General features: G+C 64.4%; 21 protein-coding genes. 14 read left to right on the top strand and 7 right to left on the bottom strand.

All coding sequences use genetic code 11. The features are described 5' to 3' along the window. Nucleotides 1–4: 4 nt before the first annotated feature. Entirely contained in the window at nucleotides 5–475 is a 471-nt protein-coding gene (locus DESUT3_RS20705) for an RT0821/Lpp0805 family surface protein (protein WP_221250396.1), read from the bottom strand. 289 nt (nucleotides 476–764) lie between these two features. Between DESUT3_RS20705 and DESUT3_RS20700 the strand changes: the two genes are divergently transcribed. The 12 genes from DESUT3_RS20700 to DESUT3_RS20645 all read left to right on the top strand — a co-directional run bounded on the left by DESUT3_RS20700 (nucleotide 765) and on the right by DESUT3_RS20645 (nucleotide 17,673). Then, nucleotides 765–2,432: a thrombospondin type 3 repeat-containing protein gene (locus tag DESUT3_RS20700; protein ID WP_221250395.1), complete on the top strand. Its 1,668-nt coding sequence runs from the start codon at nucleotides 765–767 to the stop codon at nucleotides 2,430–2,432. Nucleotides 2,433–2,599: 167 nt separating this feature from the next. Then, nucleotides 2,600–3,868: a thrombospondin type 3 repeat-containing protein gene (locus DESUT3_RS20695; RefSeq protein ID WP_221250394.1), complete on the top strand. Its 1,269-nt coding sequence runs from the start codon at nucleotides 2,600–2,602 to the stop codon at nucleotides 3,866–3,868. 223 nt (nucleotides 3,869–4,091) lie between these two features. Beyond that, nucleotides 4,092–4,847 carry a response regulator gene (locus DESUT3_RS20690; protein ID WP_221250393.1) on the top strand — a complete coding sequence of 252 codons (756 nt, stop codon included), beginning with the start codon at nucleotides 4,092–4,094 and terminating at the stop codon, nucleotides 4,845–4,847. A gap of 260 nt (nucleotides 4,848–5,107) precedes the next feature. Beyond that, nucleotides 5,108–5,965 carry a zinc metalloprotease HtpX gene (gene htpX, locus DESUT3_RS20685; RefSeq protein WP_221250392.1) on the top strand — a complete coding sequence of 286 codons (858 nt, stop codon included), beginning with the start codon at nucleotides 5,108–5,110 and terminating at the stop codon, nucleotides 5,963–5,965. Between the two features lie 5 nt (nucleotides 5,966–5,970). Further along, nucleotides 5,971–7,065, top strand: coding sequence for a calcium/sodium antiporter (locus DESUT3_RS20680; RefSeq protein ID WP_221250391.1), 1,095 nt, complete (start codon nucleotides 5,971–5,973; stop codon nucleotides 7,063–7,065). A 162-nt stretch (nucleotides 7,066–7,227) separates the two neighbouring features. Next, nucleotides 7,228–7,743 carry a 5-(carboxyamino)imidazole ribonucleotide mutase gene (gene purE, locus DESUT3_RS20675; RefSeq protein ID WP_221250390.1) on the top strand — a complete coding sequence of 172 codons (516 nt, stop codon included), beginning with the start codon at nucleotides 7,228–7,230 and terminating at the stop codon, nucleotides 7,741–7,743. A 160-nt stretch (nucleotides 7,744–7,903) separates the two neighbouring features. Then, nucleotides 7,904–11,275 (top strand): transglutaminase family protein, encoded by a 3,372-nt coding sequence (locus DESUT3_RS20670; protein ID WP_221250389.1) that lies wholly within the window; start codon nucleotides 7,904–7,906, stop codon nucleotides 11,273–11,275. A 55-nt stretch (nucleotides 11,276–11,330) separates the two neighbouring features. Beyond that, nucleotides 11,331–13,901, top strand: a complete 2,571-nt coding sequence (locus DESUT3_RS20665) for a circularly permuted type 2 ATP-grasp protein (protein ID WP_221250388.1) — start codon at nucleotides 11,331–11,333, stop codon at nucleotides 13,899–13,901. Beyond that, on the top strand, nucleotides 13,898–14,776 hold the full coding sequence (locus tag DESUT3_RS20660) for a transglutaminase family protein (RefSeq protein WP_221250387.1): 879 nt from the start codon (nucleotides 13,898–13,900) through the stop codon (nucleotides 14,774–14,776). Before DESUT3_RS20665 ends, DESUT3_RS20660 begins: the two co-directional genes overlap by 4 nt. Nucleotides 14,777–14,967: 191 nt before the next feature. Beyond that, complete coding sequence (locus tag DESUT3_RS20655) at nucleotides 14,968–15,483, top strand: TlpA family protein disulfide reductase (RefSeq protein WP_221250386.1); 516 nt, start codon at nucleotides 14,968–14,970, stop codon at nucleotides 15,481–15,483. A 217-nt stretch (nucleotides 15,484–15,700) separates the two neighbouring features. Continuing rightward, entirely contained in the window at nucleotides 15,701–16,438 is a 738-nt protein-coding gene (modA, locus tag DESUT3_RS20650; protein ID WP_221250385.1) for a molybdate ABC transporter substrate-binding protein, read from the top strand. Nucleotides 16,439–16,635: 197 nt separating this feature from the next. Further along, nucleotides 16,636–17,673 (top strand): type I glyceraldehyde-3-phosphate dehydrogenase, encoded by a 1,038-nt coding sequence (locus tag DESUT3_RS20645; protein WP_221250384.1) that lies wholly within the window; start codon nucleotides 16,636–16,638, stop codon nucleotides 17,671–17,673. A 152-nt stretch (nucleotides 17,674–17,825) separates the two neighbouring features. On the opposite strand, the gene DESUT3_RS20640 is transcribed toward DESUT3_RS20645, so the two are convergent. Both DESUT3_RS20640 and DESUT3_RS20635 read right to left on the bottom strand, forming a co-directional pair. Then, nucleotides 17,826–18,689 carry a YitT family protein gene (locus DESUT3_RS20640; protein ID WP_221250383.1) on the bottom strand — a complete coding sequence of 288 codons (864 nt, stop codon included), beginning with the start codon at nucleotides 18,687–18,689 and terminating at the stop codon, nucleotides 17,826–17,828. A gap of 197 nt (nucleotides 18,690–18,886) precedes the next feature. Next, nucleotides 18,887–19,084, bottom strand: a complete 198-nt coding sequence (locus tag DESUT3_RS20635) for a hypothetical protein (RefSeq protein WP_221250382.1) — start codon at nucleotides 19,082–19,084, stop codon at nucleotides 18,887–18,889. 86 nt (nucleotides 19,085–19,170) lie between these two features. On the opposite strand from DESUT3_RS20635, the gene DESUT3_RS20630 reads away from it, so the two are divergent. Next, nucleotides 19,171–19,698, top strand: coding sequence for a transposase (locus DESUT3_RS20630; RefSeq protein ID WP_221250381.1), 528 nt, complete (start codon nucleotides 19,171–19,173; stop codon nucleotides 19,696–19,698). Between the two features lie 404 nt (nucleotides 19,699–20,102). On the opposite strand, the gene DESUT3_RS20625 is transcribed toward DESUT3_RS20630, so the two are convergent. From DESUT3_RS20625 to DESUT3_RS20610, 4 genes are read right to left on the bottom strand one after another with little or no spacing between them, the layout of a single operon-like run. Continuing rightward, nucleotides 20,103–21,437, bottom strand: a complete 1,335-nt coding sequence (locus DESUT3_RS20625; RefSeq protein ID WP_221250380.1) for a pilus assembly PilX family protein — start codon at nucleotides 21,435–21,437, stop codon at nucleotides 20,103–20,105. Between the two features lie 43 nt (nucleotides 21,438–21,480). Next, the gene (locus DESUT3_RS20620; protein WP_221250379.1) at nucleotides 21,481–21,858 is read right to left on the bottom strand and encodes a type IV pilus modification PilV family protein; all 378 of its coding nucleotides are present in this window, start codon (nucleotides 21,856–21,858) and stop codon (nucleotides 21,481–21,483) included. Beyond that, nucleotides 21,855–22,577 (bottom strand): prepilin-type N-terminal cleavage/methylation domain-containing protein, encoded by a 723-nt coding sequence (locus DESUT3_RS20615; protein ID WP_221250378.1) that lies wholly within the window; start codon nucleotides 22,575–22,577, stop codon nucleotides 21,855–21,857. The genes DESUT3_RS20620 and DESUT3_RS20615 overlap by 4 nt, the downstream gene beginning before the upstream one ends. Before the next feature lie 11 nt (nucleotides 22,578–22,588). Continuing rightward, nucleotides 22,589–23,107, bottom strand: a complete 519-nt coding sequence (locus tag DESUT3_RS20610; protein WP_221250377.1) for a GspH/FimT family pseudopilin — start codon at nucleotides 23,105–23,107, stop codon at nucleotides 22,589–22,591. Between the two features lie 760 nt (nucleotides 23,108–23,867). On the opposite strand from DESUT3_RS20610, the gene DESUT3_RS20605 reads away from it, so the two are divergent. Continuing rightward, entirely contained in the window at nucleotides 23,868–24,152 is a 285-nt protein-coding gene (locus DESUT3_RS20605; RefSeq protein ID WP_221250376.1) for a hypothetical protein, read from the top strand. Nucleotides 24,153–24,390 lie beyond the last annotated feature (238 nt).

Raw genomic sequence — 24,390 nt, 5'->3', positions numbered from 1 at the left:
CCGGCTAGCGCACGATCTTCCACGTGCCGTCCGGTTGTCGGCAGGCGGTTCCGTAAGCCTGCTGGCGCTGGCCGCCGACGGTGACGGTCTGGATGTACTCCCGGCAGTATTGCCCCTCCGCGGTCTGGTAGGTCTCCACCGGAGTGATGGAGCCGTAATTGCCGGAATCGGGGTTGCGCCAGGTGGTGGCCGTTTGGGTGCGGGTGCTCTCCAGGGCATACTGGGCATTGCGCTCCATGTAGAGCTTGTCGGCCCGATCCAGCGATTGGCCGACTCCCTGGCCGATCAGGGCGCCGGCGAGGGTGCCGATGGCCACCGCCACCAGGGTGCCCCGGCCTGAACCGATCTGGGATCCAGCCAGGGCTCCGGCACCGGCGCCGAGAATTGTGCCGCCGGTTTCCTTCGGCCCCATGGTCGGAGCGCATCCTGCTGTGGCCAGTGCGACGATCAGTAGTAAAACCAGAAACCGTTTCATCTTCCCTCTCCCTTTCCCGGGTCGGCTGGCCAGTGAGGCACCAACCCGCCTCTGTCCGCCTTTACATTTTACCCCAATTCCGCAAATTTTTTCCCGCGGCGCATCCCCACTCTTCAGACTTTGGTTGGTGTCCAAGGTAAATCCGGGGGCCGACAGATTTCTTCCAGCAGTTTTAAAGGTGGAGAAAGTTTCTTCCCTGTATTGACATACGGTTGGCTCGTGATAATTAGGTATTACTAATTGGTCAAGTGGTTGTTTTGCATGGTGGGCCATTTTCAGGGAGGGAGCAATGAACGTGGGTTGGCAAAGGGTGGGGGTAGTTCTGTTGGGGGTTGTTTGTTTGCTGGGTCTGGGCGCCTGTGGCGGAGGGGGGGGGCATGACCATGAAGCCGCGCCGAATGCTCCGGCTACCGAGGTGGTATCCGACCCCGGTACCGATCCGGGGACCGGAACCGGACCCGGTACGGATCCTGGCAGTGGAACGCTGCCCGGGGATGGGGATGCTGACGGGGTGGTGGACGTGGTGGACAATTGCCCGGACTGCGCCAATCCCGGCCAGCCCGATGCGGATAACGACGGGGTGGGGGACGACTGTGACAATTGCCCCGGCGAGGAAAACCCCGACCAGGCGGACTCCGACGGAGACGGCATCGGCGATGCCTGCGACCTGACACCGGCGCCCAACCGCTACAACTGGATCGGCAACACCCCCCTCAGAGTTTCCGTGGAGGACGGACTGGTCGCCGGCGGCGGCCCGGTGCTGGCCGCGGACCGCACGACCTCCCAGGGCGGGACGATCGTCGTTGCGGCCGACGGTTCATTCCTCTATACGCCGAGGACCGGTGTCCGGGGGGCTGACACCTTCAGTTTTTCCACCGCCTCGCAAACCACCCAGGTGACCATCCAGCTCAACCGGGTGGCATGGTACGTCAAGAAGAGCCTGCCGGCCAGCCTGGACGGGAGTTTCTCCTCCCCCTTCATGACCATTGCCGAAGCGACCGCCAGCGCCGCAGGCGGGGACATCATATTCATTTATTTCAGCGGCTCCGACACCGATGGCAGGGACGCCCAGTTTCTGCTCAAGGATCGCCAGAAATTGCTGGGCCAGGGGGCTGAGTTCAGGTATGCGGGACAGCGGATTCTGGCTCCCAGCGCCAATCCGCCGGTGCTGAGCAATGAAAACCTCGCCAACCCGGTACCGATGGTGGTGCTGGCCAACGGCAACGAGGTGGCCGGTCTGCAATTTATCGCGGCCCGGGAAGGGGTGTGTTACGGCAATGCCATAAGTGGCTTCAACCTCCATGACAACCGGTTCTGGGATTCGGCGAAAGGCGCCGTTCGTTTGGTCGGGGTTACCGGCCGGGGCCGGATTGTCGGCAATCATTTCAAGGGCGGAAGCCTGGAGGCGATCAGCCTCGAGGTGGCCGAGCCCAGCGGACCCGCCTGGGCCGGACGCATGGAGCTGAGCAGCAATACCCTGGATGACCCGGGAACGGTGGGCCTTCGGGTGAGCGTTGCCGGCCCGGGGAGCGGGACTCTGCTGCGGCTGAGCGGCAATATCGTGCGCCGGGCGGGCAGCGACGCGATCGTTTTGGGCAGCGCCGGAGACTCCCTGGTCGCCGCAGAGCTGAAGGGCAACCAGATCCAGGGGAGCATCGAAGAGGGGATCGAGCTGCGCAGCTCGGGAGCCTCCGAGCTGTTCGCCCGGGTGCTCGAGAACACCCTTCAGGGCAACACCAGCACCATCGGGGACCTGCTGGCCACCTCGACCGGTCTCTCCGGGCAGTGTCTGGAGTTGATCGGCAACAGCAGCAAGGACCTGGCGAAAAAGGCGGTATTCGCCCTCGAGGCCCTGGATAATTCGCAGATCCAGGTGTTTGAGCAGCTCAACGACACCCCGGCCTGGACCAGCGGCAATGTGGTCGGTGTCGCCCAAGGGAGCTGCCTGCAGCCCTGAGGGCAAGGGTCAATCGGATTGCTAGGCCGGCGTCCCGGACGCCGGCCTGTTTTTTATCCCCCGGCGGCGGGAGGCATTTGACAAGCCCCGGGCAATGGGCTAATAAGAGTTCATTTGGTGGACCCAGACTCTTTGTTTAGATCCTTTGCGGCCCGGGAGCGAAATAAATGAACAATTGGCTTAGAACCTTGAAGGCAAGTGTTGTCCTGTTTCTTATTCTGGCGGGTCTGCAGGGGCTCGCTCCCGGGGTGCGTGACAGCCACGCCCAGCTGTCCCCCGATGCCGACGGCGACGGGGTCGCGGACGCCAGAGACGTCTGTCCCAACCTGTTCGACCCGGCTCAGGCCGATGCCGACGGCGACTTGGTCGGCGACCTCTGCGACAACTGCCCCAACCTGGCCAACCATGACCAGAGCGACAGCGACGGCGATGGTATCGGTGACCTCTGCGACCTGGTTCCGGCGGCTGACCGGTTCAGCTGGCTGGGCAATACCCCCTTGGCGGTGCCCGCCGCCGCCGGGCTGCTCGGCAACGACCCCCCGGGGGCCCGGGCCGAAGCCGAAACGGTGCTCACCTCCCAGGGGGGAACCGCCGTCATTGCGGCCGACGGCGGCTTTACCTATACCCCGCCGAGCGGTTTCCGCGGCACCGACAGCTTCCTCTATCGGGTCTCGGCCACTGCGGCCCGGGTGACCCTGGAGATCGGGCCGGTGGTCTGGTTCGTCGATCCCGGGGCTGCGGCCGGTGACGGCAGCCTCTCCCGCCCCCTGTCGGATCTGACCCAGGCCGCCGGCCTCTCCCGCCCCGGGGATATCCTCTTGGTTTACCCCGGCGCCGCCTCGGTCAGTGACCAGGGGGTCACCCTCAAGCCGGGGCAGCGGCTGCTCGGCGAGGCCGTTGGCCTGAGCTTCAACGGCGTCCCGGTGGTTCCGGCCCGGGCCGGCGCCTACCCGATCATCCGCGACGCGCTCAACCCCGCCGGAATTATTCGCCTGGCCAGCGACTGCGAGGTGGCCGGGATGCGCCTCGAAGGGAGCGCCGGCGCTGGAAATCCGGGTATTGCCGGCGCCGACCTGCACAATTTCAACCTGCACAACAACCAGCTTATCGCCATCGCTGGCAGCGGGCTTTCGCTGCAGCGGGTTTCCGGGACCGGGCTGATCGCCGGCAACACCCTCAGCGGCGCCGGAGCCCGCGGTATCCACCTGACGGCCACGGCGGGTGCCAGTGCCAATCTGGCGATCCTCGGCAACCGTATCGATGCAACCGCCGGGGAGGGAATAGCTCTCGACTATCCCCAGGGCAGCCGGGGACTGGTCGGGGTCACCCGCAACCAGGTGAGCAACTTCGGCGGCAGCGGCGCCCTGGTGATTACCCCCAATCCCCAGCTCACGGTGAACCAGGCCGACAATACCTTCTCCCCGGCTTCACCCTGAGCCGGAGAAAGGGCCGCCAGGCGCAGCGGAAGGTCCCCAGGTACTGTATGCCCGTAGTCATTTTTGGTCCGGGATCGGTCATTTGGCGGCATCATCGCCCCCTCCGCCCCATGAGGCGGCCTCGGGTCGCGTCCCGCCCGCCTCGCCCTGCTGGGCGCGCGGTTTGCATCTCCCGGGGGTGAGTCGTCCGGATGCGATTCGCTGAAATCCGCAAGGGGGATGTATGGTAGCGCGCAACAAGAAGATTTTGGTGGCCGATGATCACCTGACCTCGATCATGTACCAGTCGATTCTGCTGGGGCGCCTCGGCTACGAGGTGGTCCCGGCCTTCTCCGGGCGCGAGGTGCTGGAACAGTTGGAGGCCGCCCGCCCGGACCTGGTGCTGCTGGCCAGCAACCTGCCGGAGATGGACGGGCTTTTGACCCTGAAAACCTTGCGGGGGCACAGCCGGGGCGCCAAGGTCCCGGTGATCATCGTCGCCGAGAGCCATAGCGAAGCGTATCAGCGCCAGGCAGAGGCGGCCGGCTGCAGCGGCTACCTGGCCAAGCCCATCGGCATCAAGGCGCTCAATGCGGTGCTGCAGCAGGCCCTGTTCGCCGAGGGGCTGGTGCGCAGCAACCTGCGGGTCCCCCTGGCTCAACAGGTGGAGATCCGCCACGGCGAGGAGCTTGGCCATTATCGGGGGGTGGCGCTTTCCGAGGGGGGGCTGTTCGTGCTCTCCGCCGAGCCGCTGCCGGTCGGCAGCCAGGTGCGGGTGGGGTTGCAGCTCAGCTCCGACTGCCGCCTGGAACTGGCCGGCAGGGTCATCTACCACCAGGGCTTCGGCGCCGAGCGCCGCGACCCCGAGCAGGGCATGGCCATCGCCTTCCAGGATCCCGACGAGGCCGCCCTGGCCTCCCTGAGACGGCATATCCGCGCCATCCTGGCCGGGGATCTGACCGGCGGGGAGGATGGCCAGGTGTTTTTCCGCGAGCCCTGACCCGCCGGGGATTTTTCCGCCGATTCCTGTTGACAGGCGACGGAAAGCCTGCATAATATCCCCTTCATATAAAGGGGAGTAGCATTCGGCGGGAGAAAACGCCGACCCGCGGTTCGTCAATACGGTGGCCCGGCCACCCGGACGCGGGGTTGCGACGACGTGTCGAAATTTGCAAGACCTTTATCCACGGCGATATATGCCTGCCGCGGGTAAAGGTCTTTTCTTTTACCCGCGCTGATACCACCCACGGAGGTAAGAGAATGAACCGGATCAAGACCACTCTGCTGCTCACCACCCTCACTCTGCTCATGATCGGCATGGGCAGCGCCATCGGCGGCCAGTCCGGGGCGATCGTCGCCTTTGCCCTGGCCGGGGCGATGAACTTTTTCAGCTACTGGTATTCGGACAAGATCGTCCTCAGGATGTACGGCGCCCGGGAGGTGTCCGAAGCCGACCAGCCGGGCTTTCACGCCATGGTCAGGCGCCTGGCCCAGCAGGCTGGCATGCCCATGCCGCGCGTCTACATCATCCCCTCGCCCAGCCCCAACGCCTTTGCCACCGGCCGCAACCCGCAAAACGCCGCGGTGGCGGCGACCGAGGGGATCATGGCGCTGCTCAGCGAAGAGGAACTCGAGGGGGTCATGGCTCACGAACTGGCCCACGTGCAGAACCGCGACACCCTGATCAGCACCGTGGCCGCCACCCTGGCCGGCGCCATCTCCATGCTCGGCAGCATGCTGCAGTGGGCGGCGATCTTCGGCGCAGGGCGCTCCGAGGATGAGGAAGAGGGGGGCGGCATGCTTGGCGGCCTGGCTCTGGCGATCATCGCGCCGCTGGCCGCCATGCTCATCCAGATGGCGGTGTCGCGCTCCCGCGAATACCTGGCCGATGCCAGCGGGGCGCGTATCTGCGGCAAGCCCCGCGCCCTGGCCGCGGCCCTGCGCAAGCTGCAGATGGGCGCCCAAAGCCTGCCGATGCAGGAGGCCCGACCGGCCACCGCCCACCTGTTCATCGTCAACCCGCTGAGCGGCGGCGCCATGTTGAAGCTCTTCTCCACCCATCCGCCCATGGAGGAGCGCATCGCCCGGCTCGAGGCGCTGGCCGCGGGGCGGGCCTGAGCGCCATGAGCCTGCTGACCCTTGCCCAGCTCCTCGGCGGCTTCGTCGTCCTGATCCTGGGGGCCGAATGGTTGGTGCGCGGCGCCTCGCGGCTGGCCATGGCGGTGGGCATCTCGCCCCTGGTGGTTGGGCTGACGGTGGTGGCCTTCGGCACCAGTTCACCCGAACTGGGGGTCAGCGTCATGTCCGCCTGGTCGGGCCAGTCCGGCATCGCGCTGGGCAACGTGGTGGGGAGCAACATCTGCAACGTCCTGCTGATCCTCGGCCTCTCGGCGCTGGCCGCGCCCCTGCTGGTGTCCCGCCAGCTGATCCGCATCGAGGTGCCGCTGATGGTGGGCATCTCCCTGCTCACCTGGCTGCTGGCGGCCGACGGGCGGATCGGCCGGCTCGACGGGGCCCTGCTGTTCGCCGGGATCGTCGTCTACACCGTCTGGGCCATCCGCCGCAGCCGCCGGGAAAACCGCCAGGGCGACGAGGAATTTGCCGCCGAGCTCCCGGCTCCGGCCGGGGACGCCAAGGCCGGCGGGCTGCTGCGCCAGCTGGCCTGGATTCTGGCCGGGCTGACGCTGCTCGGCTGCGGCGCCCACTGGCTGGTCGGCGCGGCGATCTCCCTGGCCACGGCGCTGGGGGTGAGTGATCTGCTCATCGGCTTGACTATCGTCGCCGTCGGGACCTCCCTGCCCGAACTGGCCACCTCGGTCATGGCCAGTATCCGCGGCCATCGCGACATCGCCGTCGGCAACGTGGTGGGGAGCAATATCTTCAACCTGCTGTCGGTGCTGGGACTGACGGCGCTGGTCGCGCCGGAGGGGATTCCGGTGGCCGAGACCGCTCTCGGTTTCGATCTGCCGGTGATGGTGGCGACGGCCGTCGCCTGCCTGCCGATCTTCTTCACCGGGCACCTGATCGCCCGTTGGGAGGGGGCGCTGTTTTTCGGCTATTATATCGCCTATACCCTCTACCTGGTCCTGGCCACGCTGCAGAACAGCTACCTGCCGGCGTTTCGGGATGCCATGGCCGGATTCGTGCTTCCGCTGACCGCGGTCACCCTGGCGGTCATGGTGGTGCGCACGGTGGCCAGCAGGCGCCGGGGGGGATGACCCGCCACCAATCCTGCAGAATTTGTGTAACCTTCGGGCACGGCACGCCCGTTCAATCCATGGGGCCGGATCCCCTCGTAAAGCCACGAGGACCGGCGTAATCTATCCGCCTCGGGCGACCGCCCCAGGCCATGCCAATCGCTTGCCATAAGGAGCAACGCCATGAGTCAACAAGCATTCGACAAAACCCTGGTGGGGATTCTCACCGGCAGCCCCAACGATCTGCCCAAGGTGGTCAAGGTCCGCGAGACCCTCGACGAGCTGGGCATCCCCAGTGAAATCGTGGTCGCCTCGGCGCACCGCACCCCGGACAAGGTGCTGGCCTACCTCGACCGCGCCCACAAGGAGGGGGTGGAGGTGCTGATCGGCTGCGCCGGGGTCGCCGCCCACCTGGCCGGGGTCATCGCCGGCCACACCCGCCTGCCGGTCATCGGCCTGCCGCTCGGCAACGGCCCCCTGAGCGGCTGGGACAGCCTGCTTTCCACGGTGCAGATGCCCCCCGGGGTGCCGGTGGCCACCGTGGCCATCGACGGCTCGCGCAACGCCGCGATCATGGCGGCGCGCATCCTCGCCCTGAAATACCCCCAGATCGACCAGGGGCTGAAGGATCTGGCCGAGGCCGAGCGCAAACGCTACGACCAGAGCGCCGACGAGGCCCTGGCCGCTCTGAAGAAGTAACCCCGGCGCGGTCAACCGCCTGGGTGAAAAATGCGAAAACGCCGGCCGTCGCTCTGATGGCCGGCGTTTTTCACGTTATAATTAAAAATCTGCTTTTCGAAACCGGCCCTTCATGATCCGCATCATCCAGCCAGGGCGGCCGCCCGGGGAGAGAGAAGACATGACCATCCGCATCGCCTGCAACCATCTCACCTGCTACAAGTTTGACCGCCCCGTCGGACTCTCGCCCCACGTGTTTCGGCTGCGGCCGGCGCCGCACTCGCGGACCCCGATCAAGGGCTACTCCCTGCGGATTCACCCGGAGCAACATTTTCTCAACTGGCAGCAGGACCCATTCGGCAACTACCTGGCCCGGGTGGTCTTTCCGGAGAAGACCCGGGAGCTGCGCATCGAGGTAGAGGTGGTGGCGGACATGACCGTCATCAACCCCTTTGACTTTTTCATCGAAGAGTCGGCCGAGAAATTTCCCTTTGCCTACGACCCGCAGCTGCGCAAAGAACTCGCGCCCTACTTCGAGATCGAGGAGGAGGGCCCGCTGCTGCGCCAGTGGCTGGCCAAGGTCGATCGCTCGGAAAAAGGGACGGTCGACTTTCTGGTCGAGATCAACCGCGAGGTGTGGAAACACGTGCAGTATTCGGTGCGCCTCGAGCCGGGGGTGCAGAGCTGCGAGGAGACTCTCGGGCGGGCCGTCGGCTCCTGCCGGGATTCGGGGTGGCTGCTGGTGCAGATCCTGCGCCACCTGGGGCTTGCCGCCCGCTTCGTCTCCGGCTACCTGGTGCAGCTGACGGCGGATGAAAAATCCCTCGACGGCCCCTCAGGCCCGGAGGCCGATTTCACCGACCTGCATGCCTGGGCCGAGGTCTTCGTCCCCGGGGCCGGCTGGGTCGGGCTCGATCCGACCTCGGGACTGTTCGCCGGCGAGGGGCATATTCCCCTGGCCTGCACCCCCCATCCGGCGAGTGCCGCCCCGGTGAGCGGGGCGACGGAAAAAACCGAGGTCCGCTTCGAGTTTTCCAATAGCGTGCAGCGGATTCACGAGGACCCGCGGGTCACCAAGCCCTACAGCGATGACCAGTGGGCGCTGATCGATGCCCTTGGCCAGCAGGTGGACGAGGACCTGGCCGCCGGCGACGTGCGCCTGACCATGGGGGGCGAGCCGACCTTCGTCTCCATCGACGACATGGAAGGGCCCGAATGGACCACCCGCGCCGACGGCCCCCACAAGCGCAAGCTGGCCTACGATCTGATCCTGCGGCTGCGCGAGGTGTTCGGCCCCGGTGGCCTGCTGCACTTCGGCCAGGGCAAATGGTACCCGGGCGAGCCCCTGCCGCGCTGGTCCTACGCCTGCTTCTGGCGCAAGGACGGCGCCCCGCTGTGGCGCAACCCCAGGCTGCTGGCCGACATCACCCGCGATTACGGGGTTGGCGGCGAGCAGGCCCGGCGCTTCGCCGGCCAACTGGCGCGGCGCCTCGGCGTCAACCCCCGCCACCTGACCGCCGGCTACGAGGATCTTTTCTACTACCTGTGGAAGGAAGGGACGCTGCCGCACAATGTCGACCCGCTCAAGGCCGACCTGAAGGACCCGCTGGAGCGGCGTTATCTCGCCCAGCTGCTGGACAAGGGGATGGGCGAGCCGACCGGCTTCGCCCTGCCGCTGAAATGGGATTTCAACCGCCAACGGTGGCAGAGCGGACCCTGGGAGTTTCGCCGCGGCCAGATGTTCCTGATCCCGGGCAACTCGGCCATGGGAATGCGCCTGCCCCTCGACTCGCTTCCCTGGGTGGCCCCGGAGAAGCGCGAAACCCAGGCGCAGCACGACCTGTTCGGGCCGCTGCCCGAGCTCGGCGACGCCCACGGCGAAGTGGCCCGGCGCTACAGCCATATCGAGCCGCCCGAGCCGGTCGACCAGGAGCCGCCGCGGGCCGATGAGCCGGCCTCGGGCGACCCGGTCGAGGTGCCCCATACCGCGGTCTGCATCGAGGCCCGCGAGGGCCGGCTGCATGTCTTTTTGCCGCCGCTGGGGATGCTCGAGCACTATCTCGACCTGGTCGCCAGCATCGAGGCGAGCGCCGAAGAGCTCGACCTGCCGGTGGTCATCGAGGGGTACGAGGCGCCCCGCGACTGGCGCATCGAGCGGTTGCTGGTCACCCCCGACCCTGGGGTCATCGAGGTCAACATCCACCCGGCAGCCAGCTGGCGTGAGCTGGAGCGCACCACCACCACTCTCTACGAACAGGCCCGGCTCAGCCGCCTGGGCACGGAGAAGTTCATGCTCGACGGCCGCCACACCGGCACCGGCGGCGGCAACCACATCACCATCGGCGCCGCCACCCCGGCGGACAGCCCGGTGCTGCGCCGCCCCGACCTGCTGCGCAGCCTGATCACCTACTGGCAGCATCATCCGGGGCTCTCCTACCTGTTCTCCGGAATGTTCATCGGCCCCACCAGCCAGGCCCCGCGGGTCGACGAGGGGCGCGACGACATCCTCTACGAGCTGGAGATCGCCTTCCAGCAGATGCCCGAGGGAGAGGTGCCGGCACCCTGGCTGGTCGACCGGCTGCTGCGCAACCTGCTGGTCGACATCACCGGCAACACCCACCGCGCCGAATTCTGCATCGACAAGCTCTATTCCCCCGACAGCACCACCGGGCGGCTCGGCCTGGTCGAGCTGCGGGCCTTCGAGATGCCCCCCCACGCCCGCATGAGCCTGGTGCAGACGCTGCTGCTGCGCACGCTGATCGCCTGGTTCTGGAAGCAGCCCTACAAGCATCCCCTGGTGCGCTGGGGGACCGAACTGCATGACCGCTTTCTGCTGCCCCACTACGTGCGCGAGGACCTGCAGGAGGTGGCCGCCGACCTGCAGCGCGCCGGCTACCCCTTCCAGCTCGAGTGGCTCGAGCCGTTTTTCGAATTCCGCTTTCCCCACTACGGCACGGTGCGGGTCGACAACCTGGAGCTCGAGCTGCGTTTTGCCATCGAGCCCTGGCACGTGCTGGGCGAGGAGGTCTCCAACCTCGGCACCGCCCGCTTCGTCGATTCCTCGGTGGAGCGCCTGCAGCTGCGGGTGACCGGCCTCACCGAGAGCCGCCACCTCATCACCTGCAACGGCCGGCGCCTGCCGCTGCGCAGCACCGGGCGCAGGGGCGAATATGTGGCCGGCATCCGCTACCGGGCCTGGCAGCCGCCTTCGGCGCTGCACCCGACGATCAAGCCCCACTCGCCGGTGGTGTTCGATGTCGTCGACACCTGGAACGGCCGTTCCATCGGCGGCTGCACCTACCACGTCTCCCACCCCGGAGGCCGCAGCTACGATGTCTTTCCGGTCAACGCCTACGAGGCCGAATCCCGGCGTATTTCACGCTTCTGGGAGTATGGCCACACCCCGGGCCCGATCCAGCCGCCGCCCGCTCTGGCCGAACTCGGCAAATTTGTTCCCCAGGGCAGCCCCCCGGGGCCGATGGCGCCGCCGCCTGAGGAGCCCGGCGAAGAGTTTCCTTATACCCTTGATTTACGGCGCGGCCCCAGCCGATAATGCATCTGCTGCCTCACCCAGCCTCTTGATCGCGACAGGACCTCACGCACGCAAGATGCCGAATCTGATCGAAAGAAAAACCGGCGACCAATTCTACGCCACCCGGCTGGGCACCTACGATGAAATGCACGCCGCCCGGGGGCAGTTGCTGCCCCACTGGGAGCAGCTGCTGCGGGGGATCGAGGCTCTCGGCAGCAAAGGGCTGGAGCGCCGCCGCCAGGAGGCCCAGCGGCTGCTGCGGGAAAACGGCGTCACCTACAACGTCTTCGACGAATCCCAGGGGATCTCGCGCCCCTGGCAGCTCGACCCGGTGCCGCTGCTGATCAGCAGCGACGAATGGACCGAGATCGAGGCCGGCCTCAACCAGCGGGCGCAGCTGCTCAACCTGGTGCTGGCCGATCTCTACGGTCCTCAGCAGCTGATCAAAAGCGGCTTGCTGCCCATGGAGCTGGTCTACGGCCATCCCGGCTTCCAGCGTGCCGGCGTCGGCATGCTGAGCCCCGAGCAGCGCAATCTCATCGTCTATGCGGCCAACCTCGCGCGGGGCCCCGACGGACGCATGTGGGTGCTCGAGGACAGCACCCAGGCGCCCAGCGGGGCCGGCTATGCCCTGGAAAACCGCACCGTGATGACCCGCATCCTGCCCAGCCTGTTCCGCGACTGTCAGGTGCACCGGCTCGCGGCCTTTTTCCAGGAGCTGCGGGCGGGGCTGGCGCGCATCGCTCCTCACCACAAGGACGACCCGCGGGTGGTGGTGCTGACCCCGGGGCCGCTCAACGAAACCTACTTCGAGCACGCCTATCTGGCGGCCTATCTGGGTTACCCGCTGGCCCAGGGGGATGATCTCACGGTGCGCGACGGCCGCGTCTGGCTGAAGTCGCTCGAGGGGCTGCAGCAGGTCGACGTTATTCTGCGCCGCGTCAACGATTCGTACTGCGATCCGCTGGAGCTGCGCACCGATTCGCTGCTGGGGATTCCCGGCCTGGTCGAAGCCGCCCGCCGCGGCCATGTGGCTATCGCCAACCCGATCGGCAGCAGCATCCTCGAGAACCCCGGCCTGCTGCCGTTTCTGCCTGCTATCGCCCGGTATTTTTTCGGCCAGGATCTGCGGCTTCCCTCCGTCGCCACCTGGTGGTGCGGGCAGCCGCGGGAGCGCGACTTCGTCCTAGAGAACATCGACAAGCTGGTGATCAAGATGATCCACCGCACAGCCGGCCGCTACGCGGTCTTTGGGGCCAGGCTCGACCAGGCCGGTCGCGCGCTGTGGCGCGAGCGCATCCTGGCCAAGCCGCACATGTACGTCGGCCAGGAGCGGGTGACCTTTTCCACGGCGCCGACCCTGGTCGATGGCGGCATCGAGCCCCGCCATGCCATTCTGCGCAGCTTCCTGGTGGCAGGTGAGCAGGGCTACCATGTGATGCCCGGGGGGCTGACCCGCATCGCCCTGCAGAAGGGGACCCTCGCCGTCTCCGGCCGCGCCGGCGGGGTCAGCAAGGACACCTGGGTGCTTGCCGCCGAACCCGAACCGCAGGTGGACCCCGGCCAGCTGACCGAAGGCGCCTCCTCCTTCGAACCGCTTACCGGCCCGCTGCCGAGCCGCTCGGCCGACAACCTGTTCTGGGTGGGGCGCTACGCCGAACGGGCGGAGAGCACCGCGCGCCTGCTGCGCACAGTGCTGGCCCGGCTCGATGCCTCGCTGGAATACGAAGACCCCAATGACGCCGTGTGCCTGGGGCACCTGCTGCGGGGGCTGACCCACGTGACCTCCAGCTATCCGGGCTTCGTCGGCAAGGAGGCCGAGGCCAAGCTGAAAAACCCCCTGCCGGAGCTCCAGTCCCTGCTCTTCAATGCCCAGCGCGCCGGCAGCCTGCCGGCCACCCTGCACTCCTTCGGGCGCGCCGCTTACACCGCCAGGGATCTCTGGTCCACCGACGCCTGGCATGTGGTCGATGACATTCAGCAGGAGTGGAAACAGGCCGTCGCCACCCTCCAGGCCGACAGCAACGGATTGCTGCAGGACTGTCTCGACCAGCTGATCATGAAGCTGGTTGCCTTTAGCGGCCTGACCACCGAGAGCATGGCCCACGATCCCGGCTGGCTGCTGCTCGACATCGGCCGCCGCCTGGAGCGCTCGCTGCAGTCGATCGCCCTGCTGCGCGCCACCCTGGTACCGCAGCAGCGGGGGGCGGTGGCCAGCAAGATCCTGGAGGCGGTGCTGGCCACCACCGAAAGCCTGATGACCTTCCGGCGCCGCTACCGCTCCTATGCCCAGACGCCCAGGGTGCTCGAACTGCTGCTGCTCGACGAAAAGCACCCGCGCGCCCTGAGCTATCAGCTGCGCAAGCTGCACTATCATATCAACCGGCTGCCTCGGGAAAAGGGCCGCTCGCAGATCGGCCGGGATCAGCGGCTGATCCTCGAAGCCTATACCCGGGTGCGCCTCGCCGAGCCCGCCAGGCTGGCCCCGGCGGACGATCCAACCGGTATCTACAGCGAACTGGACCAGCTGCTCTCCGCAGTGTCGGAGTTGCTCTGCGACCTCTCCAACGCCCTCACCCAGACCTATTTCAGCCACGCCCAGGGCCCGCACCTGCTGGCTCCGGTGCGGCTGGAGGAGGAGCTGTGAACTACCGCGTGGTGCATACAACCGAATACCTCTACAGCGATTGGGCGGGCCTCTGTCACAACGAAGCACGGCTGCAGCCGCGGCAGCTGCCGGGCCAGAAGTGCCTGTCGAGCGTGCTGCGCATCGATCCGCCCCCCGTCGACTACCGCGAACGCCTCGATTTTTTCGGCAACCGGGTGGCCTATTTCGCCATCCAGTCTTCCCATGAGCGGATGGTGGTGACCGCCACCAGCGAGGTTGCGATCACCGCCGAGCAGAATCTGTTCGCCTTCGGTAATGAGATGGCCTGGGAAACGGTCCGCGAGCGCCTGCGCAGCGATCACACCCCCGAATCTTTCGATGCCCTGCAGTACACCCTCGACTCGCCCGTGGTCATCGCCGACGGGGAGATGCTGGATTACGCCCAGGATTCTTTCACCGCGGGGCGGCCGCTGGTCGAGGCGGTCAGCAACCTGATGCAACGCATCCATCGGGATTTCACCTACTCCCCCGGCTTCACCACCATCGCCACCCCGCTCTCCGAGGTCATCGCCCATCGCCGCGGCGTCTGCCAGGATTTTGCCCATTTCGCCATCGGCTGCCTGCGCTCCGTGGGGCTGGCCGCCCGCTACGTCAGCGGCTATATCGAAACCCTGCCGCCGCCCGGGGCTCCGCGGCTGGTCGGTGCCGACGCCTCCCATGCCTGGTTCTCGGTCTATCTGCCGGATCTCGGCTGGCTCGATTTCGATCCCACCAACAACCAGATCCCCCGCGAGCAGCATATTACCGTCGCCTGGGGACGCGATTTTGCCGACGTCACCCCGCTCAAGGGGGTCGCCTTCGGCGGCGGCCAGCACAAACTGCAGGTATCGGTAGACGTCGCGCCCATCGACTAGCGCCCTGGCGGCCAGCTCAACCACCGACAGCCCAAGTTCCCGCGCGCAGCCGGGGGCTTGGGCTGTTTGGGTTTCCAAGCGGTCCGAAAATCCCCTGTCAAAAGTTCGGCAGAAAATCCTGGCACCAGAATTGAATAGGGAGGGTAAGGGGTTGCTGGCCTCGGTGCACCAGCAGGGAAGGGGATGGCGCAATGAAACAGTTGATTCAGGCGGCGATGATGGGGTGGCTGATGGTAACGCTGCTGCCGCTGGGGGCGCTGGGGTTCCAGCAGGGAGACCCGGCCCCGGACATCCTGGTGGAAAATATCGACGGCGAGCCTTTTCGGCTCTACGAGCAGCAAGGTGACGCCTTTTTGCTTAACCTCGGTGCCACTTGGTGTCCCGGGTGCATGGGGCAATCGATCCAGATCAACAAGATCCATGACTATCTCGCAGAGAACAACATCGGCTACATTGAAGTCTTCCACCAGGATACCGAAGAGGCGGTCCGCGAGGTTCTGGCCAACCCCGACCATCTGGCCGTGCCCGAAGCCATTCTCGATGACGGCCAGGTACGCAAGAGCTACAACGTGTTCATGATCCCCCGAATTCTGATCCTCGATCGCGACTTCCAGGTGGTCTACGACGGCGGCCCGCTGCGGGCTCCCGAGCTGATCGAATATCTCCAGCTGGCCAGGGACGAGGTCGCTGCCGAAGGGGTGAACTGACCGGCCACAGGCCGGGATGCGCAGCCCCTCGGGCCCTTCCCGGAGATTGCCGGGCAGGGCCGATCCGCGATAATTTCCTTGGAAAAGTTGGCGAACCCATGGCAGCATGGTGCTGTTGCCAAGGGATGCTTTCCGCCAAAGACGCCGGCAACACCCCGTTTCAGGCTACGGCAGCCGTGCCACGGTCTCTCCATCCTTCAGAGAAAGGAAACGGGTCATGCGTTCTCTCCTTCCTGCGCTGCTGCTCTGCCTGGTCCTGACGACCCCCGTCTGCGCCGCCGAGGTCCGCCTTTCGGTGGCGGCGAGCATGACCGACGCGGTCAATGAACTCATCGCCAGCTATCGGATTAAGGCCGCCGGGGCCTCTTTTCTCCCCAATTTCGGCTCATCGGGGGCGCTCGCCAAACAGATCGCCCAGGGGGCGCCGGCGGACATCTTCATATCCGCCAATCCCAAGTGGATGAGCTACCTGGTGGAGCAGGGGAGCATTGCCCCGGGGCAGGTCAGGAATCTGGCCTTTAATTCCCTGGTCTTTGTCGGCAGAAAGGGGCTCGCCGTCGCCAGCCTTGAGGATCTCGCCAGGCTCGGGCGTATCGCCATCGGCAGCCCCAGGAGCGTGCCGGCGGGGCAGTATGCCGAGCAGGCACTCAAGGCGGCCGGCCTTTATGATCGGCTGGGGGACAGACTGGTGATGGCCCAGGATGTTCGCCAGGCGCTGGTCTACGCCGACCGCGGGGAGACCGACGGGGCGTTCGTCTACCGGACCGATGCGCTGCTGGCCAAGGAGGCGGTGATCCTGCTGGAGGTTCCCCAGGGGCTTTACGACGAGGTCACTTATCCCGTCGGTCTCACCCAGGCGGGGGCGAAGAACCCCGAAGCGGTCGCCTTCCTGGAATATCTCGCCGCCGACGAGGCTGCCAAAATTCTTACCAAGTACGGTTTCGTCGTTCGCTGAAGAGTTCACCCCCGGTTGCCGGATCGATAGGGCCTGGCCGGCACACCTCACCACCCACCTGCAGGCGCGGTGGATTTTCCTCGCCTGCAGGCACACCGCCCCGGTTGACAATCCTGCCGGAGAGGGAGACAATCGAGCGCTCAGGTGATTCGCCTGCCTCGGTGCAGAATGTTTATCCCCCATCCTCCGGAACTGCCATGTCCAGACTCCCGAAGAAACACCGGATCGCCATCAACGGCTATGGCCGCATCGGGCAAAGCGTCCTGCGGGCACTCTATGTCGACCCCCGCCACAGCGAGCTGCAGGTGGTGGCGATCAACGAACTCTCCGACCTCGACACCCTGACCTACCTGACCCGTTACGACACCACTCATGGCCGCTTCCCGGTGGCCGTGGCCAACGACGGCAGTCACCTGCTGATCAACGGCGACCGCATCCGGGCCCTGAACGAGCAGGACCCCGAGAATCTGCCCTGGAAAGAGCTGGACGTCGACCTGGTTCTGGAATGCACCGGCACCTTCACCGATCGCGCCACCGCCGAACGCCACCTGGCCAGCGGCGCGCGCCGCCTGCTGTTTTCCCAGCCTGCCGATGCCGAGGTGGACGCGACCATCGTCCACGGGTTCAACAGCGGGGACCTGCAGCCCGGGCACCGGATCGTCTCCAGCGCCTCCTGCACCACCAACTGCATCGTGCCCATCCTCGACCTGCTCGAGCGGCATTACGGCATCGAGAATGGCGTCACCACCACCATCCATTCGGCGATGAACGACCAGCCGGTGATCGACAGCTATCACCACACGGACCTGCGTCTGACCCGCAGCGCCATGCACTCCATGGTCCCCGTCGACACCGGCCTGCACCAGGGCATCGGCAAGATGATGCCGGCCCTGAGCGGGCGCTTCGAATGCCTGCACCTGCGTGTGCCGACCATCAATGTCTCGCTGATGGATCTGGCCATCAACCTGCGCCGGCCCACCGATGCCGCCTCGGTCAACACCCTGTTCCGCGAAGCTGCGGCCGGGCCCCTGCAGGGGCTGCTGGGCTACACCGAAGAGCCCCACGCCTCGGTCGATTTCAACACCGACCCGCGCTCGGCGATCGTCGACGGCACCCAGACCCGGGTGAGTGTCGGCAGGCTGCTCAAGCTCATGGCCTGGTTCGACAACGAGTGGAGCTACGCCAATCGCATGCTCGACGTGGCGCAGGTCTGGCTGAACCTGGCGGGGGAATAGGCTGGGGGGAGCAATCCCGGTAATGGAAGTGAACCTGAAAGGCCCTTGAACCAGAACGCCCCGAATAGGGGGATATAATTCTTATTTTCGCGGTGAAATTGGTTTTATGTCCCCCTGTTTTGCAATGGAAGACTGGGGGGTGGAGGGGGCGCTCAGTAGATCTTGCGCCGTGAGAAGGTCGAGCCGAGCACGCTGAAGGTATTTCCCACGATGAACAGAGCGTAGTTGTCGGCGGTGAAGACGATCTCCTCGAGCCTTTTGAGCTGAATGTTGTTGATGACCACCATCAGCACGGTCTTCTGCTCCCTGCGAAAGGCCCCTACGGCCGGCAGCATGGTGGTGCCGATCTTCAGGTGGTTCATCACCTGTCCGGCGATTTCCTCCGGCTTCTCCGAGATGATGAAGGCCATCTTGCGCTGGTTGAACAGGCTGAGGACATAGTCCACCGCCACCGAGCAGACGAAGACCGCAATCATCGAAGCGATAACCAGGTCGTTGTCGAGGCTGGCGAAGCTCAGGGAGAACAGCAGCAGGTTGAAGACGAAGTAGACCTTGCCGACGCCGATGTTGAACTTTTGGTTGAGGATTACCGCCGCCACATCCAGCCCGCCATTGGACCCCAGCGAGCGTAGCACCATCCCGGCCCCGGTGCCGAGCAGCGCCCCGAAGACCAGTGCTGCGTAGAGCTGGGTGCCGATCGCTATACGAAAATCGATCAGCTGGTAGAACAGGGTGATCAACCCCATGGCCAGGGCGCTGAACCCCAGGAAACGGCGGGAGATGAAGATGTAGCCGAGGATGAACATTGGAATGTTCAGCAGCAGGTAAAGCAAGCCCGGGTCGAGCCAGCCGGTCTTGTAGTAGATCAGCGAGCCGACGCCGAACAGGCCGCCGGGGACGAAATTGTACGGGATGCCCAGCGATTTCAGGGCGATAGCCTGAATCAGCGAGCCGATGGCGATCAGCCCGCAGTTCCAGAACATCGAATAGACGTACGTGCCCCTTTTCTTGCTCATGACCGGCCCCCTTGGGAATACGACCGGCCCCTGCGCCGGTGTCGTGGGCATCCTGCGACACCCTGCCACCCATGTCAATACCCCTTAAACTAGCGCCATTCTATTGTGTCCCCCGATTTTCGAGTATCTGGATGTTTCCCTGGCGGTCATCGCCGATGAGTATTCGCTGTTTGCCCCCAATCTCTTTCTCCCTCCGGCTAATCTTTTTGGCTCTCGTAAATATCGGCAAAGGCCGCCTCCGCCCTGGCAAAGGCAGTTAAAACCTCTGGGTAAAAAGGTTGCGGCAAAGTTCGACCATCACCCTGGGTAATGATTGACAGCGCTTTGTGGTGATCGAATGCGGGCTTGTAGGGCCTTTTGCTCCGCAGGGCATCGTACTGATCGGCGATATTCATGATGCGGCCCGCCCGATGGTCCGGTCGGTCGCAACGAAGAGCGCGATTTCAAGGGTGAGAAACTCTCCAATGCAACCCATGCCTCGGTGACCGATCCGGAGGCCAAGCTCTACCGCAAAAGTAGCCACCAGGGAGCCGATCTTTATTACATCGGCCCCGCGCTGATGGAGAATTGCAAAGCCTTGGTTATCGAAGCGACAGTAACCCCGGCCAACGGGACTGCCGAACGCGAGGCCGCCCTGGCCATGGTCAAGAAGGTGGCCCGGGGAAAGGGCAAGAGGCAGCGCATCACCTTGGGGGCCGATAAAAATTACGACACCCAAGAGTTCCTCGGAGCGCTGCAGGGGCGCAAGGTGACACCCCATGTTGCCCAGAATAATACCAGCCGCGCCTCCTCCGCCATGGATGGCCGCACCACCCGGCATGAGGGATCCAAAGTAAGCCAGCGCATCCGCAAGCGAGTGGAAGAGATCTTCGGATGGATGAAAACGGTGGGCAACTACCGCTCACCCAAGTACCGAGGGGCTGACCGGGAAGGATGGCACTTCACCCTGGTCGCCGCCGCCTACAACTTGGTCCGAATGCGAAACATTCTGAGGGCCTCCCCGGCATGAGAAGGGGACGGGTTTGCCCAGGAACCCGAAAAAATGGGCAAAACTCCGAAATCGGAGGTCGAGAAACCAAGAACCAAAGAACGAGATTGCCCAAATACCTAAATTGACCCGCTGAAAGCGTCCTGAAACCTCATCCTGGAAGGAAACCCAGAGGAGTGGAAGAGTACTTCAGCGACCTGTTAAGGGTCTACTTTAGGGCAGCGAAGAGGTCGGGTTTTGACATGAAAGATTTGTCCGGTATGTTTGAGCCATGGCTCGGCCACTGCGCATTGAATATGACGGTGCCTGGTGTCATGTGATGCGGAGAATACCGGGACATCATACGTAACAGCCTTTCCCTTCGGTCCCGATTTTGGGGTCGCCTGAATTGCCACTCTGGTTAAAACCGGTGCAGGTAATGTCGATTACTGGTCCTGCCGCCAGGATAGCGGAGTGATTTCCGAATTCACCTTCTGGTACACGGCTGCGAGGCACTCGTCGTACCAGATCTCGCCCGAGGAGTGCAGCTGAACCTCATCGGCGAAAATCGCCCCGTAGAAATCGGCGGAGTTCTTCATCTCGACCTTGGCGTAGGGAGCGTAGATTACCCCCTTGAAATCGCTGCCGTGCTTGAAGACGAGGGCATCGGTACTGTCAGAGAAGATGGTGAAATCGGAGGGATCCCCCTGGATGTTGATCTCTGAGCCGTTCTTGGCCTCGAGCCCCCCCGACAGATAAATGTTCACCGCCCCCGCCGAGGTGTCGATAATCAGCTCCGCTCCGTTGTTCAGGGTGATATCGGTGAAATAGTAATCGCCGGCAGTGAGGGTGAGGGTGGATGTGGTGGTGGACGCGGTCGAGCTGTCGGAGTATTTGTTTTTACTGGCGGAACTGGAAGCCGAAGCGAGGCTGAGTTCCGTCCCGGTAATCCCCGCCGCGGCGTTGTCATTGTCGGCGGCCACGGCTGTAAAGGTATCGGCCAGATCCCCCTCCGCGGCGCCGAGAGGGTCGGGATCGACCTGGTCGACGGTCACGCCGGTTTCCCCGGTGACCGTCGGGGTCCCCGTCGAACTCAGGGTGGCGGTCGTTCCGTCATCCGAGGCCCCGAGGACGACATCGCCGTCGATAAAGGTGTTGTTCTTGATGCTGACCTCAGCGTTCGACCCGATATCCCCGGCTCCGGTGGAGTCGGTGGGGCTCGGATCGGAGACGGGGGTGTCCCCGCAGCTGGAGGTGTAACTGTAGACCGCCGCGTTCGACTTGAGATCGACCCCGCTGTTTCCGAAAGCGGCGTAGGTCAGAACATTGGCCACATCCCGCCCGAACGAGGCGGATACCGTACTGCTGGCAGCGTGGGCGCCTTCACCGGTGCTGCTGAACGCGAAGACGTTATCGGGATAGTCGCCGCTGATGACCAGATTGACACGGAAATTGTACTCGTCCGGTGGATCGAAGCTCAGGCGCACGTAGGTCTCCTCGTCATCGGCATCGATCGACTCCAGATCGATCAGCGTTTCGTCCGGTGCTGTCAGCGCTTCCTTGTCGAGACCGTTCTGAACCATCCAGCGGCCGTACTCGATCCCCGCCTCCGCCTGGTAGAAGGCTGTGGAATTGACCTTTTCGTTTCCGGCAATCTGCAGTTCCGTGAGGGTCGTGCGGGTTGCGGCGACCCCGCTGGCGGTGAGCATCGCCATCATCAGCAGCGCGGTGAGCATCGCCGCCCCCCTCTGGTTCCCCGTGACTGTCATCTTCGCGCCCATGGCCTGCTGCCCCCTTTCCCGCGATGCCCGGTTATCGTGACGGCTACTCGGCCCTGAGGCTGCGCAGCTCAACGGATTTCTGCTGCCCCTTTTCACTCCAGGTCACCGACAGAAGGATATCCTTGAGTGAATAGGTCCTCGAAGTATCCTCCGTGACCGACCAGTTGATGGTGTTGTTGTCGACGGTCTCTTCATGATCCCCCACGTCGAGCTCCGGACCGTCGTAGGCGAGGGTGAGCAGCTCCTCCATCTTGTCTTCCGCCACGGCCAGTCCTTCGGTCATCATGACGGCCTGGGTGTTCCCCTTCATGGAGGTGAGCTGCATGGACCCCACCGCGAGGATCCCGATGGAGAAGATCACCAGGGAAATGAGAAGTTCGACCAGGGTGAAACCGCCGTTGTCGCAATCCTGTCTCTTCATATTGCCAGGTTCCTCAGTTTGACCAGAGTGCTCAACATCCGCCTGCGAAACCCGTCCGTCGCCGTGGTCGGATCGTAAAAGACCGTCCCCCCCGGCCCGGTGAATGTCGTCTCGTTGACGAAACGGGGATCCTCCCAGGCGGTTCGGGCGACCAGCGTGACCTGCACCGCCACAATCTCCGCCCTTTGAGCCGCCGCGGGATTGAGCACCTGGGTCCCGTCATCGAGCTGATAGAAGAACTCCACCCCCTCGAGCTGCTCGGCCACGGCATCCAGGGTGTCGGCGAAATCGGGAAACCCGTCGCCGTCACCGTCGGCGGAGTCGGTTCCCTCCTGGTAACCGAGGCTGCTCCCATCGTAGAAACGGAAAACAACGTGGTCGCCCAGGTCGTCGGTGGCTCCGTTGCCGTTATCATCTTTGATGTAGTAAATTCCCGTGGCATCGGCAGCCATGATGGCGGGCTGTTCATTCGGGGCGGAGAGACCCGCCTCTATGGCGGCGGGATTGTACCCCGCCATCTTCAGTTCGCTGGTGAGAAAGCGCATGCCGGCCCGCAGGTTCTGCTCCATGACAATGGCCTGGTCCTGAACGACGCTCTGCCGGCTGCTGGTGATATAGACGCCGAGCATCGCCGAAACCACGATGCCTGCCAGGGCAAGGCTGACCAGGATCTCGATCAGCGTGAACCCACGGGGAGATGCTGCAGAGACTTTTTCCATCAACACCCTCCCTACCGTATCCTGACGGCGCCTGCCGGGCTCAAAACGATGGTCAGGTTACGTCCGCGGTCGTTTTTCACCGCAACCTGTCCGCTGCGACCGTCGAGGGGAAGTCCCCTGGAAGTGAACCCCGTGGCGGTGTTGCCGTCGAAATCCGCTTCGTACAGATCGACGCCCTGCTCGACAGTCACGACGCCGGTAAAACTCCCCTCGGACCCGTCCCGGCTTAAATTACCCGCGGTTCCCGTACCTGCGCCGTCATCGAGGAACACCTCGTAGCCGCCGGTGGTCCCCTCTGCGGTCTTGACGAAGCTGATGACCACATCGCTGTTGAGACGCACCGCCTCCGACCGGGCTTTCTGGAAAGCCGAGAAGATCGACTGGGCCGTGGTGCGCACCCGGGAATTCTCCATCATCCCCCTGAAATACGGTGTGGCGAAGGCCAGACAGATGGCGATCAGCCCCAGTGCAACCAGCATCTCGAGGAGGGTGAACCCCCGCTGGCTCGCCCTTGATCCGAATGCTCCCATGACGCCCCTTTCCCTTAATCCGCTGCGTCGCCCCCTTCAACCCTCGCAGCCCAGTAAGCACCTGAAATGCCATAACAAAAAAGGTCATCAATCTCGGCCGAAGGGGAATGGAGCCTTGTTTCACTGCGCTACTTTCCGCCGGTCCCGCTCCCAATTCCGGGGCCACCTCTTTCCTGCTGCAAGATGGGCGTTGCCCTGAGTAGCTGCTTCTTCATTGTGAATCTCTGTGTTGAAGGTTTCCCATAGGTCTGCAGAGTAGCGCTCGAATAAGGAGGAAATGTGAAAACATGCTGGTGGAAAAGGGGCAGTAGTTCTCGCTTAACAATTTGGCCGCCTCCCCTCTGGCTTCGACCTCAGTCCCCAGCGAAGGGGTCGGGTTTTGACAAAAAAGATTTGGGCGGCAGGTTTGCGCCATGGCTCGGCCCCTACGCATTGAATATGACGGCGCCTGGTGTCCTGTGATGAATCGCGGCGCCGGGAGAAGGCAGGTGGGCGAATGCGGGGAGCATGATCGGCTCTTGCTCGCACTTCTCGACGCTCTCCACGAAACCCATGGCTACTGTCTCCTGGGCCATCATTACCCCCTGATAGTCCATACCCCCTGCGGCCATCTCAGCCGTGCCATGCGGCTCTAAACGGGCTGTACACTCAGCGTTTCAACCTGCTCGAGGGATCTGGCGACCCGCTGTTCCGTGGCCGTTGCAGGGCCAGATCGGTCGATGGGGACAATTACCTTGCCCAAACGAGCCGCTATATCCACTTGAATCCCGTAACGGCAGGCATGGTTCGCGACCCTGTGGGCTACCCGTGGTCGAGCTATCGCAGCTACCTGGGAAGAGAGAAAGTGCCGAGTTGGGTTCGCCTGCACCCGACACTTCACCTGGTTGCGAAAGAAGGTCAGCAGCGAAGATACCAGGCCTTTGCCGAATGGGGGCTCGACGAGGAGATCGACGTTTTTTATCGAAAGGGGCGGCTTGAACCGGTTTTGGGCGGTGAAGAATTTCGCCATAATACCGATGAGATGAGCGGCCCCGGGCTTGTCTGAAAGAGGTGCCCGATACCGGCCGCATTGTTGCGCTCCGCCGATAGAGCGGATCGTGCAGGTGGCCGCATCACGGTTCGACGGCTGCCCCGATAGCCGTTACCGGGTCGTGAACGGGCGCGGGAGGAGCCGCGTCCCACGTGCGGTGGCCATCGCGGTGAGCCGGATCGTGGGCGGCCATTCCCACCAGACCATCGCGGAGGCCTTTGGCTTAGGGCACTATGCCAGCATCCCGGTGGGC

Origin of the sequence: Desulfuromonas versatilis (assembly GCF_019704135.1) — a bacterium.
Classification (GTDB): domain Bacteria; phylum Desulfobacterota; class Desulfuromonadia; order Desulfuromonadales; family NIT-T3; genus Desulfuromonas_A; species Desulfuromonas_A versatilis.
Note: the sequence above shows the minus strand (reverse complement) of the source record. Positions and strands in the feature narration are given on the sequence as shown.

Excerpts from the sequence above, each read along its gene's own strand:
- DESUT3_RS20705 (WP_221250396.1), bottom strand. The coding sequence starts at position 475 with ATGAAACGGTTTCTGGTTTTACTACTGATCGTCGCACTGGCCACAGCA.
- DESUT3_RS20700 (WP_221250395.1), top strand. The coding sequence starts at position 765 with ATGAACGTGGGTTGGCAAAGGGTGGGGGTAGTTCTGTTGGGGGTTGTT.
- DESUT3_RS20695 (WP_221250394.1), top strand. The coding sequence starts at position 2,600 with ATGAACAATTGGCTTAGAACCTTGAAGGCAAGTGTTGTCCTGTTTCTT.
- DESUT3_RS20690 (WP_221250393.1), top strand. The coding sequence starts at position 4,092 with ATGGTAGCGCGCAACAAGAAGATTTTGGTGGCCGATGATCACCTGACC.
- htpX (WP_221250392.1), top strand. The coding sequence starts at position 5,108 with ATGAACCGGATCAAGACCACTCTGCTGCTCACCACCCTCACTCTGCTC.
- DESUT3_RS20680 (WP_221250391.1), top strand. The coding sequence starts at position 5,971 with ATGAGCCTGCTGACCCTTGCCCAGCTCCTCGGCGGCTTCGTCGTCCTG.
- purE (WP_221250390.1), top strand. The coding sequence starts at position 7,228 with ATGAGTCAACAAGCATTCGACAAAACCCTGGTGGGGATTCTCACCGGC.
- DESUT3_RS20670 (WP_221250389.1), top strand. The coding sequence starts at position 7,904 with ATGACCATCCGCATCGCCTGCAACCATCTCACCTGCTACAAGTTTGAC.
- DESUT3_RS20665 (WP_221250388.1), top strand. The coding sequence starts at position 11,331 with ATGCCGAATCTGATCGAAAGAAAAACCGGCGACCAATTCTACGCCACC.
- DESUT3_RS20655 (WP_221250386.1), top strand. The coding sequence starts at position 14,968 with ATGAAACAGTTGATTCAGGCGGCGATGATGGGGTGGCTGATGGTAACG.
- modA (WP_221250385.1), top strand. The coding sequence starts at position 15,701 with ATGCGTTCTCTCCTTCCTGCGCTGCTGCTCTGCCTGGTCCTGACGACC.
- DESUT3_RS20645 (WP_221250384.1), top strand. The coding sequence starts at position 16,636 with ATGTCCAGACTCCCGAAGAAACACCGGATCGCCATCAACGGCTATGGC.
- DESUT3_RS20640 (WP_221250383.1), bottom strand. The coding sequence starts at position 18,689 with ATGAGCAAGAAAAGGGGCACGTACGTCTATTCGATGTTCTGGAACTGC.
- DESUT3_RS20635 (WP_221250382.1), bottom strand. The coding sequence starts at position 19,084 with ATGAATATCGCCGATCAGTACGATGCCCTGCGGAGCAAAAGGCCCTAC.
- DESUT3_RS20625 (WP_221250380.1), bottom strand. The coding sequence starts at position 21,437 with ATGGGCGCGAAGATGACAGTCACGGGGAACCAGAGGGGGGCGGCGATG.
- DESUT3_RS20620 (WP_221250379.1), bottom strand. The coding sequence starts at position 21,858 with ATGAAGAGACAGGATTGCGACAACGGCGGTTTCACCCTGGTCGAACTT.
- DESUT3_RS20615 (WP_221250378.1), bottom strand. The coding sequence starts at position 22,577 with ATGGAAAAAGTCTCTGCAGCATCTCCCCGTGGGTTCACGCTGATCGAG.
- DESUT3_RS20610 (WP_221250377.1), bottom strand. The coding sequence starts at position 23,107 with ATGGGAGCATTCGGATCAAGGGCGAGCCAGCGGGGGTTCACCCTCCTC.